An 18,948-nucleotide genomic window follows, 5' to 3' on the forward strand; every position below is an offset into this window, starting at 1 on the left:
TCGCGAGGCCCTTCCAGCAATCCGCGTAGTCATGCTGCAACGTCGCGGAATTCGCGGCGTGCGCGGTGACGCGCTGCGCGTAGCGGGTCTCGAACATGAAGGCCATGGTGCCGGTCAGCTTGACCGGCTTCAGCTCGCCGTTGCTGGCGTGCTCGAAGGCATCGCGATCGGGGCCGTGCGGCAGCATGCAATTGTGCAAACTCATGCCGCCCGGCACAAAACCTTGCGGCTTGGCGTCGTACACGCCGTAGATCAGGCCCATGAACTCGCTCATGATGTTCATGTGATACCACGGCGGGCGGAAGGTGTTGTCGGCGACCATCCAGCGCTCGGGGAAGATCACGAAGTCGATATTCGCCGTGCCCGCGGTCTCCGACGGCGAGGTCAGCACGGTGAAGATCGAGGGATCGGGATGATCGAAGCCGATCGCGCCGACCGGCGAGAAGGTGCGCAGATCATATTTATACGGCGCATAATTGCCGTGCCAGGCGACGACGTCGATCGGCGAGTGGGGCAACTGCGTCCTGAACAACGATCCGCCCCATTTCACGTAAAGCTCGGTCGGTGTGTCCTTGTCCTCGTAGTGCGCGACCGGCGTCAGGAAGTCGCGGGCATTGGCGAGGCAGTTGGCGCCGATCGGTCCGCGCTCCGGCAGCGTGAAGGCGCCGCCGTAGTTTTCGCAGAGATAGCCACGCGCCGGTCCGCTCGGAATCTCCACCCGGAACTTGACGCCGCGCGGGATCACCACGATCTCGCCGGGCTCGGCGTCGATGCGGCCGAACTCCGTGACGATGCGAAGATTGCCCTGCTGCAGCACGAACATCAGCTCGCCGTCGGCATTGTAGAAGTGCTGGTCCACCATCGATTTGGTGATGAGATAGACATGGGCGGCCATGCCGGCCTGGGTGTTGACGTCACCGGCGGTGGTCATGGTCTGCACGCCCTGAAGGAAGGTCATGTCCTCCTTCGGGATCGGCGCCGGATCCCAGCGCAATTGCGCGATCGGCAGGTCGTTTTCGTGGCACGGTGCCGAACGCCACAGGCCGCCGTCGACCTTCTCGAAACGACCCGAGTGTTTCACCGACGGGCGAATGCGATAGAGCCATGAGCGCTCGTTGCTGCCGCGCGGCGCCGTGAAGGGCGAGCCGGAGAGCTGCTCGGCATAGAGGCCGTAGGCACAGCGCTGCGGCGAGTTGCGTCCGATCGGCAGCGCGCCCGGCAGCGCTTCGGTCTCGAAACTGTTGCCGAAGCCGGACATGTAGCCCGGCGTGACCTGGGCCGTGCTGCGAATGATCTGATCGGGCGAGGTGTTGATGTTCATGATGATCCTCCTCCTTGCAGGGCGGCCCACATCTCCTGGTCGCGCTTGTCGGTCCAGATCACGGGGTCGTCGATCCCCGACGCCTCGTCATAGGCGCGAGATACGTTGAACGGCAGACAGTGCTCGTAGATGGCGAAGCTCGAAAATTTCGGATCCATGACCTCGCGCGTCGCGGCCATCGATTCCTTCAGCGTGCGGCCCTTGGCGACCGAGATTTCGGCGGCGCCGTAGAGCGAGGTGACGAAGTCGCGCGTCATCGCGATGGCTTCGCGCACCGTGGCGACACCCTTCAACGCATCGCCGCGGCCCGGCGCGATCGCCTTGGGATTGAAGTTGCGGATCTCGTTCAGCGTCAGCGGCCATTCGCGCAGGTGTGCGTCGCCACAATAGCAGGCCGAGTGGTATTCGATCAGGTCACCGGAGAACATCACCTCGGCATCCGGCACCCAGGCGACGATGTCGCCCGAGGTATGGCCGGCGCCAAGCTGCATCAGGCGTACCTCGCGCTTGCCGAGATAGATCGACATCTCGCCTTCGAAGGTCAGCGTCGGCCAGGTCAGGCCGGGTATGCTCGATGCGTCCTGAAACAGGCGCGGGAAGCGGCCGTACTCGGAATCCCAATCCTGCTGGCCACGCTCCTCGATGAGGCGATAGGTCTCCTGCGAGGCGACGATGCCCTGCGCCTTGTAGGCGGAGGCGCCGAGCACGCGCACGGCGTGATAATGCGACAGCACGACATATTTGATCGGTTTGTCGGTGACGGCACGGACGCGCTCGATCACCTTGTTGGCCATCGCCGGCGTCGATTGCGCGTCGAACACCAGGCAGCCGTCGTCGCCGACGATGATCGCGGTGTTCGGATCGCCCTCCGCGGTGAAGGCGTAGAGATCGGTGCCAATCTCGGAGAAGGTGATCTTCTTCTCGGAGAGGTCGCCGGTGGATGCGAAGTTCTTCGCCATCAATTCATCCTTCAAGTCTTTGGGGCTATTGTTGTTGCTGTTGCTGCTGCTGGCCGTCGATCATGCGCCGCTTGGCGAGGAGAATCGCCTCCCGCAGCACGACGATATCGCCGATATGGTTGGCGAGGATCAGCACCAGCGCCGCGTCGAAGTCCGCGCTCTGCTCGTCGGTGAAGCCACGATGCGCCTCCACAATGGCGCGAAAGGCGTCGTCGGGTCGCGCGAAGTTGGAGCTGGTGGAGAGCGGCATGCGAATCCTCAATTCAAGCAAATTCTTGATTCAAGCCCTGCGCCCGTGACAGCGCTGCCGCGACGCCAGCGCGCGTGGGGTGGCGGAAGCGCGCCGCAACGTAACCGTCCGGCCTTAATAGGTAGGCTGAGCCTGGTTCCGCATCATAGCGCTTTGCAGTGAGCCCTGCCGGATCTGCGAGCCCGTCCTCACCGCCGATGCAGATGTCCTTCACACCAACAGGCGCATCGATCGCCGCGCCGTTGCCGAACGACAGCAAGGTGAAGTCTGTTCCACCCTTGCGGAATGCATCCGTCAAATAGGCTTGCTCGCCCGCGCGCGTCGTAACGGGAGCATCGAGCATCGAACAACCCGGGAGCGGGCCACCGCGCCACGCATCCGCATCCGGCGATGACAGCGGCGAGTCATAGCTGCACGGCACCGAGAGCCGCCCGCCATTGACCATGCGCTTGCCGAATTCCGTTTCCTTGGCCAGCGACAGCACCGCCTTGCGCAGCCGCGCTTCCTGATGCGAGTTCGGCGCCATGAAATCGGTCGAGCGGGTGGATTCGCGGATGTTCTCGTCGGCCGCCAGACTGCGCTCGACGTGATAGCTCTCGAGCAGGCTCGCGGGTGAGGCGCCGCGCAGCACGCGGTCGAGCTTCCAGGAGAGATTCTCGGCGTCCTCGAGTCCCGAATTGGCGCCGCGCGCGCCGAAGGGCGAGACCTGGTGCGCGGAATCGCCTGCAAAGATCACGCGGCCATGGACGAAGCGATCCATCCGCCGGCACTGGAATTTGTAAAGCGAGATCCACTCGAACTCGAACTTGTCGTGGCCGAGCATGCGCGCAATCCGCGGCCGCACGTTCTCGGGCTTCTTCTCGACGACGGGGTCGGCATAGCGATTGAGCTGAAGGTCGATGCGCCAGACATCGTCGGGCTGTCGGTGCAGCAGCGCCGAACGTCCCGCATGAAACGGCGGATCGAACCAGAACCAGCGCTCGGTCGGGAATTCCGCGGTCATCTTGACATCGGCGATCAGGAACTGGTCCTCGAACACCTGTCCGGCGAAGTCGGCGCCCACCATCTGCCGCAGCGACGAGCGCGCGCCGTCGCAGGCGACGACATATTGCGCGTGCAGGCGATAGGCGCCCTCCGGCGTCTCGATCGTCAGCGCGACGGAAGCGTTGCGGCTCTCCAGCGCCGTCACCTTGTTGCGCCAGCGCAGATTGATCTCGGGCAGCTCGCTGATGCGGTCGACCAGATAGGCTTCGGCGTAATATTGCTGGAGATTGATGAAGGCCGGCCGCTTGTGACCGTCCTCCGGCAGTAGATTGAACTGGTAGAGCTGCTGCTCGCCGTGGAAGATGCGGCCGACGCTCCAGACCACGCCCTTGTCGACCATGCGGTCGCCGACGCCGAGCCGGTCCCAATATTCCAGCGAGCGTTTCGAGAAGCAGATCGCGCGGGAGCCCTCTCCGATGCGGTCGGCGTCATCCAGAAGAACGACGCGCTGGCCGCGTTGGGCAAGGTCGATCGCAAGCGACAGCCCGACCGGGCCAGCGCCCACGATCACCACGGGATGCTCGGCCGAGCTCTGGCCGGGACGATCCTGATCGGGGTGGCGGCGATAGCCGAACTGGGTTTTGGCCTGATGCGTATTGGCCTTCGCCATGCGCTAACCTCGGCTCTGGTCAGGAGAGGCCTGATCTGCTAATAGTCTCACGTGCAACTATTTTGGACCGGAGCCGGCCGGCCGTCAACTGGAATTCGGAGCGCTCTCCTTGGCGAGGACATCCAGCGACATCGCGCTGAAGACACGCGAGGCCGATGAGGCTTCACCGCGGCCAAAAACACGGCTCGACCTGTTCAGGTTCGTGCCGTTCCGCCTCAACCGGCTCGCCGCGGAGGTGAGTTCCGCACTCGCCGTCGAATATCAGGAGCGTCACGGCCTCGACATCCCCGCCTGGCGCGTGATCGCGACGCTCGGCTTCCGCAACGATGCCTGCAGCGCGCAGTACGTCGCGCAATGCACCCGCACGCACAAATCCACGATCAGCCGCGCGGTGACCATGTTGCTGCATCAGGGTTTGATCGAGCGCGTCGAGAACGAAGCCGACCGCCGCGAATTCCGTCTGCGACTGACCAGGAAAGGCCGCACGCTCTACGAGGAGCTGTTTCCGCAATTGCTGCGGCGGGAAGACGAGATCCTCGCCTGCCTCACCGCGCAGGAGCGCAAACAGCTATCGACGCTGCTCGGCAAGATCGAACAGAGCCTCGATTTGATCCAGACCAGCGAAGAGGCCGACGCCAAGCAGGCGTATTGATCACTTCGCAAATGATCGCGACGGCGGCAAATGCAGCGCCCAGACATCGACCTTGTCGCTGGCGCGCGGATAGATCTCCGTCACGATCGGATCATGGCCGGGAATGAACCGGTCAGGATGGCCGGCGAGGCGCTCGATGGTCTCCCAGCCAACCGCCATGTCGCCGACATTGTAGACGATCGGGAATGGGCTTCTGCGCTGGAGATTGGCGTAATAATGCGCGGCATCGGACGCCAGCACCACCGGTCCGCGCGCGGTCTCGACTCTGACCACCTGCAAGCCGTCGGAATGGCCGCCGACGCGGTGCAAGGTGACGCCGGGCGCGACCTCGCCGTCGCCGGAATAGAAATTGACGCGCTCGCCATAGACATGGCGGACCATCTGGGTGACGTGCTCGACCGAGAACGGATGTCGCAGCAGTCCGTTGCACATGCAGCGCCCCGTCGCGTAGGCCATCTCGCGCTCCTGGAGATGGAAGCGGGCGTTCGGGAAGCGGTCGAGATTGCCGGCATGGTCGTAATGCAGATGCGTCACGATGATGTCGCGAATGCTCGCTGCCGCGACACCAAAGCGCTCCAGCGCGTCGACCGGATTGAGCGTCAGCTTGCGCGCCCGCGCGGACGCTTCCTCGGCATTGAAGCCGGTATCGACCAGGATGTCGCGGCCGTTGCCGCGGATCAGCCAGACGAAATAGTCGAGATCCTGCGCCGCGCTGTCATGCGGGTCGGGCGCGAGGAAGTTCATGTGGGGCGTGCGCGGCGACATCGTCGCGTAGCGCAGTGCGTAGATTTCGGAGGCGTTTCCCATAGTTTGATCTTGCTCTTTTTGTGGATGCACCTTCAGGGGCGATCGACCGCACCAAGCCATCGTCCACCGCAAAGGTCAAACACCGCAGGTTGAAGGAGGCCCGTCCGCAATGTGAGACCAATCACATTGTTGTCGCCATGGCTGCCCTAATTTGCAGCCGCAATGACAACCAGCATGACAACCAGAATGCATCGCGTGCAATCATGACCGCCCGTTTATTCCCCCGCAACATGCCCATGCGTCGCGGTCAATTGTCGCGATAGCGCCGAATCCGCAAGCGGTTGACGCCCCCCTCCCCCGGTTTGATAATGCACATTGCGTAAGTTAAGGTCGCCGCGGCGCAAGCTGGAAACGGCGCCTTTTTGGCTGGATCGCGCTAATTATGAAAATTCGCCTGCTTTTCGTTCTATCCTTGCTCGTGTCGCTCATCCCGACCGCTCCGTCACTTGCGGCCGGCGATCGCTTTGCGCTGGTCATCGGCAATGCCAAATATCCGGACGCCGACGCTCCCCTGAAGGAACCGCTCAACGACGCGCGCGACGTCGCCGACGAGCTCAAGCGCGACGGCTTTTCCGTCGAGATCGGTGAGAACCTGACCGGCGACGGCATGCGCCGCGCCTTCGACAAGCTCTACGGCAAGATCAAGCCGGGGTCGGTGGCACTGGTGTTCTTCAGCGGCTTCGGCATCCAGTCCGCGCGGCAGAGCTATTTGCTGCCGATCGATGCGCAGATCTGGACCGAATCCGACGTGCGGCGCGACGGCATCAGCCTCGAAACCGTGCTCGGCGAGCTCAACACCCGCGGCGCCGGCGTCAAGATCGCGCTGGTCGATGCCTCCAGGCGCAACCCGTTCGAGCGCCGGTTCCGCAGCTTCTCGGCCGGCCTCACGCCCGTCATCGCGCCGAACGGCACGCTGGTGATGTATTCGGCGGCACTGGCCTCGGTGGTCTCGGACGCCGGCGGCGAGCACAGCCTGTTCGTCCAGGAACTCCTCAAGGAAATCCGCGTCCCCGACCTGATGGCCGAGGAGACGCTGAACCGCACCAAGATGGGCGTCACCCGCGCCTCCCGGGGCGAGCAGGTGCCGTGGATATCCTCGTCGCTGGCCGAGGATTTCTCCTTCATTCCAGGGGCCGGCGGGTCGCGCCCGACCACCACGCCGCCACCTGCGCCTCCCCCGCCGCCGGTCGTCGCCAACAACCCGCCGCCGACTCCACCCGCACCTTCACCGCCTCCGCCGCCGAAACCGGCCGAGACGGTGGCTGCGCCCGCTCCGTCACCGAAGCCGCAGGTCGAGGCTGCCTTGCCGCCGGCACCGCCGCCGCCTCCGCCTGTGATTCCGGCCGATCCCGCCACCGCTCCGACCATGGAGAGCGGGCCGAGTGCGGCCGCCCTGGCCGAGGACCCCACCATCAAGGGGCTGACCGCCAAGATCGCGGCCAATCCGGATGACGTGAACGCGCTTTACCGGCGCGGTCAGGTCTATGCCAGCAAGGGCGCCTACAGCCTGGCCATCAAGGATTTTGACGAGACGCTCCGGATCAACCCGAAGGACGTCGAGGCGCTGAACAATCGCTGCTGGACCCGCACCGTGGTCGGCGACCTCCAGGGCGCGCTGAAGGATTGCAACGAGGCCCTGCGGCTGCGACCGAACTTCGTCGACGCGCTGGACAGCCGGGGGCTCGTCAATCTGAAATCGGGGGCGGTCAAGAACGCCATCGCCGATTTCGAGGCCGCCCTGAGGATCAATCCGCGCTTGACCTCCTCGCTGTTCGGACGCGGGATCGCCAAGCAGCGCAACGGCTCGGCCCAAGAGGGCGCGCTCGACATCGCCAATGCCAAGGCGATGGACCCGAACATTGTTCAGGAATTCGCAAGCTACGGAGTGCGTTGATATTTTTTTGAATCGGGGCCGATGTGCCTCGAACCCGCGACGGCCCGGCGAAGACTAATCGAACGGATGCCGCAGGCCGTCCTTTCGGGAGGCTTATTGCAGGATTTTCGAACCGCACCAGCTGGCTGCGCAGGAGGGACTGGCTATGAGATTGGCTGCAAAGGGACTTACCGCAATCCTGTCCATCATCACCGTCGGCGCCGCGCTGTCGCTGACGATCCCGCTGGCATTCGCAGCCGACGACGGCAACAGCAAGAACGTCACCGAGGACGAGATCGTCCGCGCGCTGGCGCCGCCGCCGAAGAAGCCGCTGACCCGCGGCCTCTCGATCGCTCCGCAGGCCGATCCCGCACCGAGTGCCACGGAGACCAAGCTGATCCAGTCCGTGCGCGGCCGCTCGACACGGTCGCTGTCGTCGACCGAGCGTGAAGAAATCGCGTCGGCGGCCAAGGACAAGCCGAACATCGATCTGGAAATCACGTTCGACTACAACTCGGCCAATATCAGCGCCAAATCGCTTGCCTCGGTCCAGGCGCTCGGCCGCGCGCTGACCAGCCCCGACCTGAAAGGCTCGACCTTCGTGGTCGCCGGCCATACTGACGCCGCCGGAAGCGAGAGCTATAATCAGGATCTGTCGGAGCGCCGCGCGGATTCGATCAAGCGCTATTTGGTCGACAAATACAGCATCTCCGCGACCGACCTCGTCACGGTCGGCTACGGCAAGAGCAAGCTGAAGGACCCGGCCCAGCCGATGGCGGAAGTCAATCGTCGCGTGCAGGTCGTCAACATGGAAAACAAGACTACCGCATCGAAGTGACCACGACGTAATCCTTTGAAGTGACAAGTCGTGATGTGGTGTAAAGTCTCGCTCCCAGCGCGCGTCCCGCAGCCTTGCGGGACGCTGCTTTATTTCAGGGAAACGCTCTCCATGGGCCGCGCGCGGATGGCCGTGAGCCAGGCCAGGACGATCCGGCAATGAACCTCTCCCAATATCTCAAGCCAGCCGGAACGGTGATCTTCGTCGTCGCGCTCGGCGTCGGCTATTATCTGTTCGAGCACCGGCACCGCGCCGAGCCCAAGGAAACGCCGAGCGAGGCGCTGGTCATCGTGACCAAGTCGACCAATGCCTGCTTCTCCGACCTGGTCCGGGTGACCGGCTTCTTCGTGCCGCGCCGCGAAGCCGTGGTCGTCGCCGACCAGGAGGGATCCAGGGTCACCGACCTCTTCGTCACCGAAGGCACCCTCGTCACCGACAATCAGGAGCTGGCGCGCCTGACCGCACCGCCCCAGATTCCGGGCCAGCCGCCGCGGCCCGGCCCGCAAGGTCCGGTCTCGCTGAAGGCCTCTGCGCCGGGCCTCGTCACCGAGGTCCGCACCATCGTCGGCGCGCCGGCCTCGCCGCAGGCCGGCCCGATGTTCCGTATCGCCGTCAACAACGAGATCGAACTGGACGCGCAGGTGCCCGCGGTGCACATGGCCAAGCTCAGCTCCGGCGCGACCGTGCGCATCAGCCGCGACGACGCGCCCGATTTGATCGGGCGGGTCAGGCTAGTCGCGCCCGAAATCGATCGCGCCACCCAGCTCGGCCGCGTGCGCATCAGCGTCACCAACAATCCCTCGCTGAAAGTCGGCGTGTTCGCCCGCGCCTCGATCGACGCCAAGCGAAGCTGCGGCGTCGCGGTTCCCAAGACCGCGATCGACCATCTCACCGTGCAGGTCGTCAAGAGCAACATTGTCGAGACGCGCAAGGTACGGGTCGGGCTGTCTTCGGACAGCGCGACGGAAATCCTGGAAGGCCTCAATGTCGGCGAGATCGTCGTCGCCGACGCCGGCTCTTCGCTGCATGACGGCGACCAGATCAAGACCATGTTCGCTGATGAACTCGATCGCACGCGGGTACGCTGATGGCTCTCAATATCTCGGCATGGTCGATCCGCAATCCGCTGCCGTCGGTCGTATTTTCCATCATCCTCCTGATCCTCGGCTGGGTGTCCTTCACCAAGCTCGCGGTGACGCGGCTACCCTCGGCCGACATTCCCGTGATCTCGGTCGCGGTATCGCAGTTCGGCGCGGCACCCGCCGAGCTCGAATCCCAGGTCACCAAGACGGTTGAAGACGCCGTCTCCGGTGTCGAAGGGGTCAGGCACATCACCTCGCAGATCACCGACGGCCTGTCGGTGACGACAATCCAGTTCGCGCTGGAAACCAACACCGACCGCGCGCTCAACGACGTCAAGGACGCGGTGACGCGCGTGCGCTCGAACCTGCCGCAGAACGTCACCGAGCCGCTGATCCAGCGCGTCGATGTCATCGGCCTGCCGATCGTCACCTATGCCGCGATCTCGCCCGGCAAGACGCCGGAGCAGCTCTCCTATTTCGTCGACGACGTGGTCAAGCGCGCGCTGCAAGGCGTGCGCGGCGTCGCCCAGGTCGAGCGCATCGGCGGTGTCGAGCGCGAGATCCTGGTCTCGCTCGATCCCGACCGCCTGCAGTCGATGGGGCTGACGGCCGTCAACGTCAGCCAGAGCCTGCGCGGCACCAATGTCGACGTCGCCGGCGGCCGCGCCGAGATCGGCAAGAACGACCAGGCGATCCGCACCCTCGCCGGCGCCAAGACGCTGAGCGATCTCGCCGGCACCATGATTCCGCTGTTCGGCGGCGGCGAGGTCCGGCTCGACGATCTCGGCACCGTCACCGACACCATCGCAGACCGCCGTACCTTCGCCCGCTTCAACGGCGAGCCGATCGTCGCGCTCGGCATCAAGCGCTCCAAGGGTGCCAGCGACGTGAAGGTCGCCGAGGCCGTGCAGAAGCGCATCGACACGCTCAAGGCCACTTATCCCGACGTCGACCTGAAGGTGATCGACACCTCGGTCGAATATACCAATGGCAATTACCACGCGGCGATCTCGACCCTGTTCGAAGGCGCCATCCTCGCCGTCGTCATCGTGCTGTTGTTCCTGCGCGACCTGCGCGCCACCATCATCGCCGCGATCTCGCTGCCGTTGTCGATCTTCCCGGCATTCTGGGCGATGGACCTGCTCGGCTTCTCGCTCAACCTCGTCAGCTTCCTCGCCATCACGCTGTCGACGGGTATTCTGGTCGACGACGCCATCGTCGAGATCGAGAACATCGTCAGGCACATGAACATGGGCAAGTCGCCCTATCGTGCCGCCCTGGAAGCCGCCGACGAGATCGGCCTCGCGGTGATCGCGATCTCGCTGACGATCATCGCAATCTTCGCGCCCGCGAGCTTCATGTCGGGCATCGCCGGACAGTTCTTCAAGCAGTTCGGCATCACCGTCTCGGTACAGGTGTTCTTCTCGCTGCTCGCGGCGCGCTTCGTCACGCCGGTGCTCGCCGCCTACTTCCTCAAACATAGCAATCACCAAGAGCCGCCGCCCGGCCGCGTGCTGCGGTCCTATCACAGGCTCGTGGCCTGGTCGGTGAAGCACTATTTCATTACGGTGCTGGTCGGCTTCGGCGTCTTCGCCGCCTCGATCTGGAGCATTACGCTGCTGCCGCAGGGTTTCCTGCCGGCGCAGGACAGCTCGCGCTCGTTGGTTGCGCTCGAGCTGCCGCCGGGCACGCAGCTCGCCTACACCGAAAAAGTCACCGAAGACATCGTGGCGCGCCTGCGCAAGCGGCCCGAGGTGAAGAGCATCTTCGTCGACGGCGGCCGCGTTCCACCGGGGACCCAGGAAGTCCGGCGCGCCGCCTTGATCATCAATTACACGCCCAAGGACAGCCGCGACATCACCCAGCGCGAGCTCGAATTCTCGATCAGCCAGGAGCTGGAGAACATTCCAGACATCCGCTTCTGGTTCCTCGACGAGAACGGCCTGCGCGCCATCTCGCTGGTCGTGACCGGCGCAGACGCCAACATCGTCAACAACGTCGCCAGCGAACTCGCGACGCAGATGAAGCGGATTCCCACCATCTCCAACGTGATCTCGGAAACCACGCTGGAGCGGCCCGAGCTGCGCGTCGAACCGCGCGCCGATCTCGCCGCACGGCTCGGCGTCTCGACCGAAAGCCTATCGCAGACCATCCGCGTCGCCACCATCGGCGACGTCGGCCCCGCGCTTGCCAAGTTCGACGTTGGCGACCGTCTGGTGCCGATCCGAGTGCAGCTCGAGGATGCCGCGCGCGGCAATCTGAAGACGCTCGAACAGTTGCGCGTGCCGCTCGGCGAGCACGGCGAGAAGGGCGGCGTGCCGCTGTCCGTCATCGCCGACGTCAAGCTCGACCAGGGTCCGACCAGCATCAACCGTTACGATCGCGAGCGACAGGCGACCGTCGCGGCCGATCTCGTCGGCTCCGCCGCGCTCGGCGACGCCACCAAAAAGATCTACGATCTGCCGGTCATGAAGAGCCGACCGAAGGGCGTGAAGGTCTCCCCCTCCGGCGACGCCGAAAGCCTGAACGAACTGTCCGAAGGCTTTGCCACCGCGATCACGGCGGGCCTGATGATGGTCTACGCCGTTCTGGTGCTGCTGTTCGGCACCTTCCTGCAGCCGATCACCATTCTGTTCTCGCTGCCGCTCTCGATCGGCGGCGCGATCGCGGCCCTGCTGATCACCGGCAAGCAGCTCACGACACCGGTGTGGATCGGCATCCTGATGCTGATGGGTATCGTCACCAAGAACGCGATCATGCTGGTGGAATTCGCCATCGAATCCATTCACGCCGGCACACCGCGCGAAGAAGCCATGATCGACGCAGGCATGAAACGCGCTCGCCCGATCGTGATGACCACGATCGCGATGGCCGCGGGCATGATGCCCAGCGCGCTCGCGGTCGGCGCGGGCGGCGAGTTCCGCTCGCCGATGGCGCTCGCGGTGATCGGTGGCCTGATCTTCTCGACCATCCTGTCGCTGGTGTTCGTGCCCGCGATGTTCATGGTGATGGACGATCTCGGCGCCCTGATCTGGCGCTTCGCCAAGCGGCTGGTCGTGCACAGCGAAGATGCGGAGGGCGCAAGTCATCACGGAGCTGCGCCGGCCGAAGCGAGGCCGCGGCCGAAGAACATCGTGCACCCTGCGGCGGAGTAGATGTGCACCAGCGTCAAGCACACGAGGCAGTTCAGCGAGCGCCATCCGAGAACCCGACATAGCGGAGGATCGTCTTCGCTACCAGGCATTCAGACGTACCGGTCGTGCTGTGCCGATCGAGGTCGTTAAAGCGTGGGTCGCGAGTTGAGACTCTTCTGACGAACTCCTTCGCCCCGATAGCGACCCAGCCTAACGGCCCCCCTACTCGTTGCGCGCGATCGCCGTCAGCTTGGTCATGTTCCGCAGCAGGATGCGGCCGCGCTGGAGATCGAGGATCGCTTCCTTGCGCCAGGCCTGAAGCTGGCGGTTGACGCTCTCGCGGGCGGCGCCGACGAAGACGCCGAGTTGCTCCTGCGAGATGTGCACCTCCGAGCCGAAATCGGCGGCGAGCGCGCAGAGGCGCCGCGCGAGGCGAACCGGCAGCGGCTGGAGCATGGACTCTTCCATGCGCTCGCTCTGCCAGCGGATGCGCTGGCAGAGCAGCGCGATGATCTTGATCCCGACTTTCGGCTCGCGTTCGAGGAAGGCGAGAAAGTCTTCGCGCCGCAGCACGAACAGCTCGCTGGCTTCGCCCGCGGTGGCGTCCGCAGTGCGGCTCTGGCCATCCAGCACCGCAACCTCGCCGAACAGGTCGCCGGGCCCCATGAAGTTCAGCGTCAGGCGGCTGCCGTCGGAGGCGCCGGTCTCGATACGGACCTGGCCTCGGCGCACGCCGAACAGCGCATCGCCTGGGTCGCCCTTCTGGAACAGCACCTCGCCATTCCCCAGATGCTGGGTGTGGCAGAGATTCGCCAGCCGCTGGAGTTCGTCTGCGCCGAGATCGGCGAACATCGCATTCATCTTGAGGATGACCGCAAATTCGGCCTGCTTGCTCATTTCAATATCCTTGTGAATTTCGTTGGCAAATCGCTTGGAACCATCAACATCAAGATCGCGTAAAACCGCGCCCGGGAAGTGTGCCATAAGTCACATAACTTTGCAGCACCCCCAGACTATTTTTACGTGCTTGGAGCCGCTTCCCGTCCCGGGATAAACTCAGGAGCCAAGGACGGGTGCAAATGACGGTCATGTGCCGGATTCGACGCCGATCGTCCGCCGCTGGAAAGTCGATATGAGAGCCGTGAAATTCGCCGGCGCGGCGGTGGCCGCAATCGTCATCGTGATCGCACTCCTGCTGGTGGTCGGGATCCCCTCGGGCTTCCTGAGTTCGACGATTGCCTCGCGTGTCGAGAGCGCGACCGGCTATCGCCTGTCGGTCGACGGCACCACTAGAATCAGTTTGTGGCCGACGCTGAACGTGACGCTGAACGACCTCACGCTTGCCGACCCCAAGGACCGCAGCGGCATCACGCGCCTGTCCATCGACAGCGTGCGGGCCGACATGTCGCTCTCAAGCGTCTGGTCGGGCCGCCCGAAGATCAGCGAGCTCGTCGTCACCCATCCCGTGCTCTACCAGCCGCTGCTGCGTGAGCGCCTGCCGAATGCCGGCGGCACGTCGAAGCCGGTCGCGCTCGATCTCGACGGCGCCGCCATCGATCGCATCAAGGTCACCGATGGCGAGATCGCATTCGCGCGCGTGCGCGATCGCGTCGAGAGCCGCATCAGCGCCGTCAATGCCGATGCGATCGTCGGCCGCGACCGCAAGTTCAACATCACCGGCACCGCACGGGTCGGCGAGCATCCGACCAAATTCGACATCAAGGCGACCACGCCAGCGCCGCCGGCCGACCGACCGACCATTCCGGTGGATTTCGCCATCGACATGCCGGACGTGCTGAAGTCCCGGCTCGCGGGCCATGCCGAGATGCGGCTGAGCGGCGATGTCGTGATGATCAACGGCCTGAATGGCACGCTCGGCGATGGCGCGTTCAATGGCTGGGCCTCGGTCGATATCGCGAGCAAGCCTCTCGTCAAGCTCGATCTCGACTTCCAGCGGCTCGCGATCCCGCTGGCGAAATCGCCGGAAGGCGCGTCCGGGCAGCCCTGGAGCGATGCGCCGATCGACGTCTCCGGGCTCAACTATGTCGATGCGCAGATCAGGATCTCCGCGCATGAGGCGGTGATCGGCGAGGCACGCCTCGCGCCGCTGGCGGTCGATGCAAAACTCGCCGGCGGCGTGCTGAAGGCCGGCACCGCCAATCTCGGCGCCTATGGCGGCCAGGTTACGGGCGAATTGATCCTGGATGCGACCAGCGGCGCGCCGAGCTTTGCCATGCATTCCGACCTCGCCGGCGTGCGCGCGCTGCCGCTGCTGCAGGGCCTCGCCGAATTCGACCGGATCGACGGCAAGCTGCAGGCCAAGCTCGCGCTGCGCAGCGCCGGCAGCAGCCAGCGCGCGCTGATGGCGAACATGCAGGGCACGGCCTTCGTCAATTTCCAGGACGGCGCCATTCGCGGCATCAACGTCGCACAGATGATCCGCTCGCTGACATCGGGCACGCTGTCCGGCTGGCAGGAAAACGGAGACAGCAGTCGGGAGCAGAGCACGGATTTGTCGCAGCTCTCGGCGTCGTTCCGGATCGACAAGGGCCAGGCGGTGACCACCGATCTCAACTTGACCGGACCGCTCGTCCGCGTGACCGGTGCCGGCACGATCGCACTCGACACCAAGATGATGGGCTTTCGCGTCGAGCCGAAACTGGTGATGACGACCGAAGGCCAGGGCCGCGCCGCCGAGCCGGTCGGCTTCGGCATTCCCGTGATGATCCAGGGCACCTGGTCGCAGCCGCGAATCTATCCCGACATGGCCGGCATGCTGGACAATCCGGACGCCGCCTATGCCAAGCTGCGCGAGATGGGCAGGGGGCTGTTCGGCGCTGATGGGGCCGGGCTCGGCAATATTTTGGGCAGCCTTGGTCTCGGGGGAGCCACCGCGCCGGGTGGCGGTAATGCCGCCGGCACTGCCAATCCGCAAAGCCAGCAGCCCGCCGGACAGAACAATTTGCTCGGCGGCCCCCTGGGGGAGGCGCTCGGCAATCTGATCCAGCAGGGACTTTCCGGTGGCGCGGGAAACGGCACCGGGACCGGGACTGCCACCGGCCGCAGCCGCAGCCTGCCTGCAGCGCCATCCGCACTGATGCCGCAAGCCTCGCCGGCGTCCCCCGCCCTGGAGGACCCGCCGGCGGCGCAGCAGGACAGCCAGCCGATGAACGACGTGCTGCGGCAGCTCTTTAATCGATGATTGCAGGACCAAAGCGCTGGACTCCAGCCCTCCCTTGCCAAGGCGATCCCCTTACATCGGCGTCCCCGGCCGCGGCTTCCTCCAAACGGATGAGACTGCGACAATTCACCATGCTTCCGCCTGCCAGCATCCAAGGGAGTAACCGAGGCCGGTAACCACGCCGGGTGCTCGGCCGTCCCTTGACCAGTCCCTTCACAGTCCCCTGGGACCAAATTGTGCTAGAAGGCTCGCAGGGTCCGTGCGGCCCGTAGCGCCGGCGCCGATGGCGGCGCGAGAGGATCGGGATGGCAGGAGCGAACGACAAGACACGGTTTCTGCGCGAGGGCCTGTTCGCCAAATACGTCGTCTCTCTCGTCGGCCTCGTCGTGTTCGTGCTTGCCGTCAACGGCGCGATGGAGAGCTGGATCTCCTACCGCGCCACCAAGACACAGCTGACCGACGGTCTCGAGGACAAGGCGCAGGCTGCCGCGCGGCGGATCGAGCAGTCGATCTCGGAACTCGAGCGCCAGATCAGCTGGGTGACGCGGGCGAGCCAGGACACACTCGAGAAGCGCCGCGCCGACTACGCCCAACTGCTGCACCAGGTCTCGGTCGTCACTCAGCTGTTCCAGCTCAACGGCGACGGCCGCGAGGTGCTGCGCGTCTCGCGCCAGTCGACCACGACCGGCAGCAATGCCGACCTCTCCCGCGACATGCGCTTCACCGACACCGTCGCCCGCGGCGTCAGCTACGCGCCGGCCTGGTTCTCCGACCGGACGCCGTTCATGTCGATCTCGGTGGCGCATTCCGGTTTCAACGCCGGCGTCACCGTGGCCGAGCTCGACCTCAGCTTTCTCTCCGAGTACCTCATCGACGCCCAGGTCGGCAAAGCCGCCTTCGCCTATGTGGTTGATCCGCGCGGCCGCGTGCTGGCGACGTCCTCGAAAGGCCCCGAGATCGGTAAGGATTTGTCGAAGCTGCCGCAGGTTGCGGCCGCGGTCGCACCGGGCCACGAGCCCGACAATTCGGGCACCGACTTCAACGGCCATGCGGTGATGAGCGCCGCGAGCACCGTGCCGAAGCTCGGCTGGAGCGTGATGTTCGAGCAGCCGGCCACGCAGGCCTTGATGCCGATCCGCGACCAGCTGGTGCGCATTGCGCTTTTGATCGGCATGGGCCTGCTGGTCGCAATCCTTGCCGGCACGCTTCTGGCGCGCCGCATGATCATTCCGATCACGGCGCTGCGCGACGGCGCGCACAAGCTCGGCGAAGGCGATTTCAGCCATCGCATCGAGGTGCACACCGCGGACGAGCTGGAAGATCTCGCCGGCCAGTTCAACCGCATGGCCGACCAGATCCAGGAGACCTATTCGGACCTGGAGACCAAGGTCGAGGAGCGCACCCGCGATCTCGCGCAGTCGATCAACGAGTTCAAGGTGCTGGAAGAGGTCGGCCGCGCGGTCGCCGCCTCGCTCGATCTCAACGCCGTGCTGCCGACGATCGCGGCGCGCGCGATCGAGATCACCCATGCCGATGCGGTGCTGATCTACGGCTATGACGCTGAGATGCGCCGCTTCAATCTGGTCGAGGCCAACGGCATCGACAAATCCGCCGACGGCGCCCATGTCACCATCGACGAAGGCCAGGATATCCTGAGCGATGCGGCCGGGAGCGGCGAACCGATCGCGATCGCCGATCTCGACCAGGCCTCCGAGCAGCCGCTGCGCGACGTCGCGGTCGAGGCCGGCTTCCATTCGGTGCTGGTGGTGCCGCTGGTGGACCAGCAGGGCACGCTCGGCTCGCTGGTGGTGCTGCGCCGCGCCAGCGGCGAGTTCGCCGCCAGCATCATCGGCCTGATGCGCACGTTCGCCAACCAGGCCGTGCTGGCGATGCGCAATGCGCGGCTGTTCACCGAGGTCGACCACAAGGGCCGCGAACTCGCGGCTGCGCACGAAACCGTGCAGCAGCAGGCCGCAAAGCTCCAGGAGCAGACCGAGCAGCTGCGCAACTGGAATCGCTCGCTGGAAGAGCGGGTCGAGAAGCAGTTGGGGGAGATCGGCCGCATCAAGCGGCTCGAACGTTTCCTCGCGCCGCAAGTCGCGCAACTGATCGCCTCGTCCGACGGCCACGATGCGCTGCTCGACAGCCATCGCCGCGAGGTCACCGTCGTGTTCTGCGATTTGCGCGGCTTCACCTCGTTCACCGAGGCGACCGAGCCGGAAGAGGCGATGAACGTGCTGCGCGAATATCACGCCGCGCTCGGCGAGCTGATCCACCGCTATGAAGGCACGCTCGACCGCTTTGCCGGCGACGGCGTGATGATCCTGTTCAATGCGCCGATTCAGTTCGCCGACCATACCAAGCGCGCCGTGAAGATGGCGGTCGAGATGCGCGACACGATCGGCAAGCTGACCGAGAAATGGAAGAACCGCGGCCACTCGCTCGGCTTCGGCGTCGGCGTCGCCATGGGCTACGCCACGCTCGGCCAGATCGGCTTCGAGCAGCGGCTGGAATATGCCGCGATCGGCAGCGTCACCAATCTCTCCTCCCGCCTCTGCGACGAAGCCAAGGCCGGCCAGGTCGTCGTCAGCCGCCGCGTCTACGGCATGGTCGAGCCCTGGGTCGAAGCCCGCGCGCTCGACGATCTCGTGCTCAAGGGCTTCAACCACCCCGTGCTCGCGATGGAGATCCTGTCGTGGCGCGAGGAGGTGGAGAGCGTGGTGGATGCCGCCGCGGCAAGGCGAAGAGGGTAGCCACAACAAAAAACTGCGAAAACAACCCCATGCACAGTAGCAGGGGCCTGCAAGATCAATGACTTACGCGGGCACGGAATTGGCTGGAGGCGGTGCGGTTGATCACACCCCGCGCTTCGGCCCGATCGCCTCGAAGCCGGCCTTCTGCTCGTCGCTTAAGTCAGCTTCGAAATCGTCGAGCGCGTCACTGACGCCGTTCACCGCTTGCAGCATCGTCTGCAGCCGCGCCTTCACGGCGGTGAGGCGTGCCTGTGGTGTCGGTGGGGCCTGTGACGGACAGGCGCTGAGCGTTTCCATGGTGCGCAGTGTGGTGTCCTGGAGCACGTCGAGGCGGGCGCGGGCGGTGTCGTCGAGCTTGAGCGTGGAGGCGATCTCGGCCGCGGGCCATTGCTGCTGCACGAGCTGCTCGTATTGGCGCTGCAGCTTCTCGTCGTAGCGGGGATC

At 65.0% G+C, this 18,948-nt stretch carries 14 protein-coding genes; 7 read left to right on the forward strand and 7 right to left on the reverse strand.

Annotated features, from left to right (window positions below; genetic code table 11):
• The 4 genes from hmgA to IVB32_RS22310 all read right to left on the reverse strand — a co-directional run.
• On the reverse strand, window positions 1-1,321 hold a 1,321-nt coding region (hmgA, locus tag IVB32_RS22295; protein ID WP_247411440.1), incomplete at its 3' end, for a homogentisate 1,2-dioxygenase.
• Complete coding sequence (locus IVB32_RS22300; protein WP_018456588.1) at window positions 1,318-2,280, reverse strand: MBL fold metallo-hydrolase; 963 nt, start codon at window positions 2,278-2,280, stop codon at window positions 1,318-1,320. The genes IVB32_RS22300 and hmgA, both read right to left, overlap by 4 nt.
• A 25-nt stretch (window positions 2,281-2,305) precedes the next feature.
• Window positions 2,306-2,530 (reverse strand): DUF2783 domain-containing protein, encoded by a 225-nt coding sequence (locus tag IVB32_RS22305; protein WP_018456589.1) that lies wholly within the window; start codon window positions 2,528-2,530, stop codon window positions 2,306-2,308.
• A 13-nt stretch (window positions 2,531-2,543) separates the two neighbouring features.
• Entirely contained in the window at window positions 2,544-4,184 is a 1,641-nt protein-coding gene (locus IVB32_RS22310) for an FAD-dependent oxidoreductase (protein WP_247298120.1), read from the reverse strand.
• Between the two features lie 109 nt (window positions 4,185-4,293).
• On the opposite strand from IVB32_RS22310, the gene IVB32_RS22315 reads away from it, so the two are divergent.
• Window positions 4,294-4,836 (forward strand): MarR family transcriptional regulator, encoded by a 543-nt coding sequence (locus tag IVB32_RS22315; protein WP_018456591.1) that lies wholly within the window; start codon window positions 4,294-4,296, stop codon window positions 4,834-4,836.
• Here IVB32_RS22315 and IVB32_RS22320 read toward each other — a convergent pair whose 3' ends face one another.
• Window positions 4,837-5,643, reverse strand: a complete 807-nt coding sequence (locus IVB32_RS22320) for an N-acyl homoserine lactonase family protein (protein WP_018456592.1) — start codon at window positions 5,641-5,643, stop codon at window positions 4,837-4,839.
• Window positions 5,644-6,025: 382 nt separating this feature from the next.
• Here IVB32_RS22320 and IVB32_RS22325 point away from each other — a divergent pair, with 382 nt between their 5' ends.
• The 4 genes from IVB32_RS22325 to IVB32_RS22340 all read left to right on the forward strand — a co-directional run bounded on the left by IVB32_RS22325 (window position 6,026) and on the right by IVB32_RS22340 (window position 12,591).
• The gene (locus IVB32_RS22325) at window positions 6,026-7,537 is read left to right on the forward strand and encodes a caspase family protein (RefSeq protein WP_018456593.1); all 1,512 of its coding nucleotides are present in this window, start codon (window positions 6,026-6,028) and stop codon (window positions 7,535-7,537) included.
• 145 nt (window positions 7,538-7,682) lie between these two features.
• On the forward strand, window positions 7,683-8,354 hold the full coding sequence (locus tag IVB32_RS22330; RefSeq protein ID WP_026233202.1) for an OmpA family protein: 672 nt from the start codon (window positions 7,683-7,685) through the stop codon (window positions 8,352-8,354).
• A gap of 158 nt (window positions 8,355-8,512) precedes the next feature.
• Window positions 8,513-9,442 (forward strand): efflux RND transporter periplasmic adaptor subunit, encoded by a 930-nt coding sequence (locus IVB32_RS22335; RefSeq protein WP_018456595.1) that lies wholly within the window; start codon window positions 8,513-8,515, stop codon window positions 9,440-9,442.
• The gene (locus tag IVB32_RS22340) at window positions 9,442-12,591 is read left to right on the forward strand and encodes an efflux RND transporter permease subunit (protein WP_018456596.1); all 3,150 of its coding nucleotides are present in this window, start codon (window positions 9,442-9,444) and stop codon (window positions 12,589-12,591) included. The genes IVB32_RS22335 and IVB32_RS22340 overlap by 1 nt, the downstream gene beginning before the upstream one ends.
• Before the next feature lie 201 nt (window positions 12,592-12,792).
• Here IVB32_RS22340 and IVB32_RS22345 read toward each other — a convergent pair whose 3' ends face one another.
• Window positions 12,793-13,467 carry a Crp/Fnr family transcriptional regulator gene (locus IVB32_RS22345; RefSeq protein ID WP_018456597.1) on the reverse strand — a complete coding sequence of 225 codons (675 nt, stop codon included), beginning with the start codon at window positions 13,465-13,467 and terminating at the stop codon, window positions 12,793-12,795.
• A gap of 235 nt (window positions 13,468-13,702) precedes the next feature.
• On the opposite strand from IVB32_RS22345, the gene IVB32_RS22350 reads away from it, so the two are divergent.
• Both IVB32_RS22350 and IVB32_RS22355 read left to right on the forward strand, forming a co-directional pair.
• Window positions 13,703-15,772, forward strand: coding sequence for an AsmA family protein (locus tag IVB32_RS22350; protein ID WP_026233203.1), 2,070 nt, complete (start codon window positions 13,703-13,705; stop codon window positions 15,770-15,772).
• Window positions 15,773-16,056: 284 nt separating this feature from the next.
• Window positions 16,057-18,504 (forward strand): adenylate/guanylate cyclase domain-containing protein, encoded by a 2,448-nt coding sequence (locus IVB32_RS22355; protein ID WP_247411443.1) that lies wholly within the window; start codon window positions 16,057-16,059, stop codon window positions 18,502-18,504.
• 102 nt (window positions 18,505-18,606) lie between these two features.
• Here the strand turns inward: IVB32_RS22355 and IVB32_RS22360 are convergent.
• On the reverse strand, window positions 18,607-18,948 hold a 342-nt coding region (locus IVB32_RS22360), incomplete at its 5' end, for a Spy/CpxP family protein refolding chaperone (protein WP_247411446.1).

The organism is Bradyrhizobium sp. 23 (assembly GCF_023073295.1).
Classification (GTDB): Bacteria; Pseudomonadota; Alphaproteobacteria; order Rhizobiales; family Xanthobacteraceae; genus Bradyrhizobium; species Bradyrhizobium canariense_D.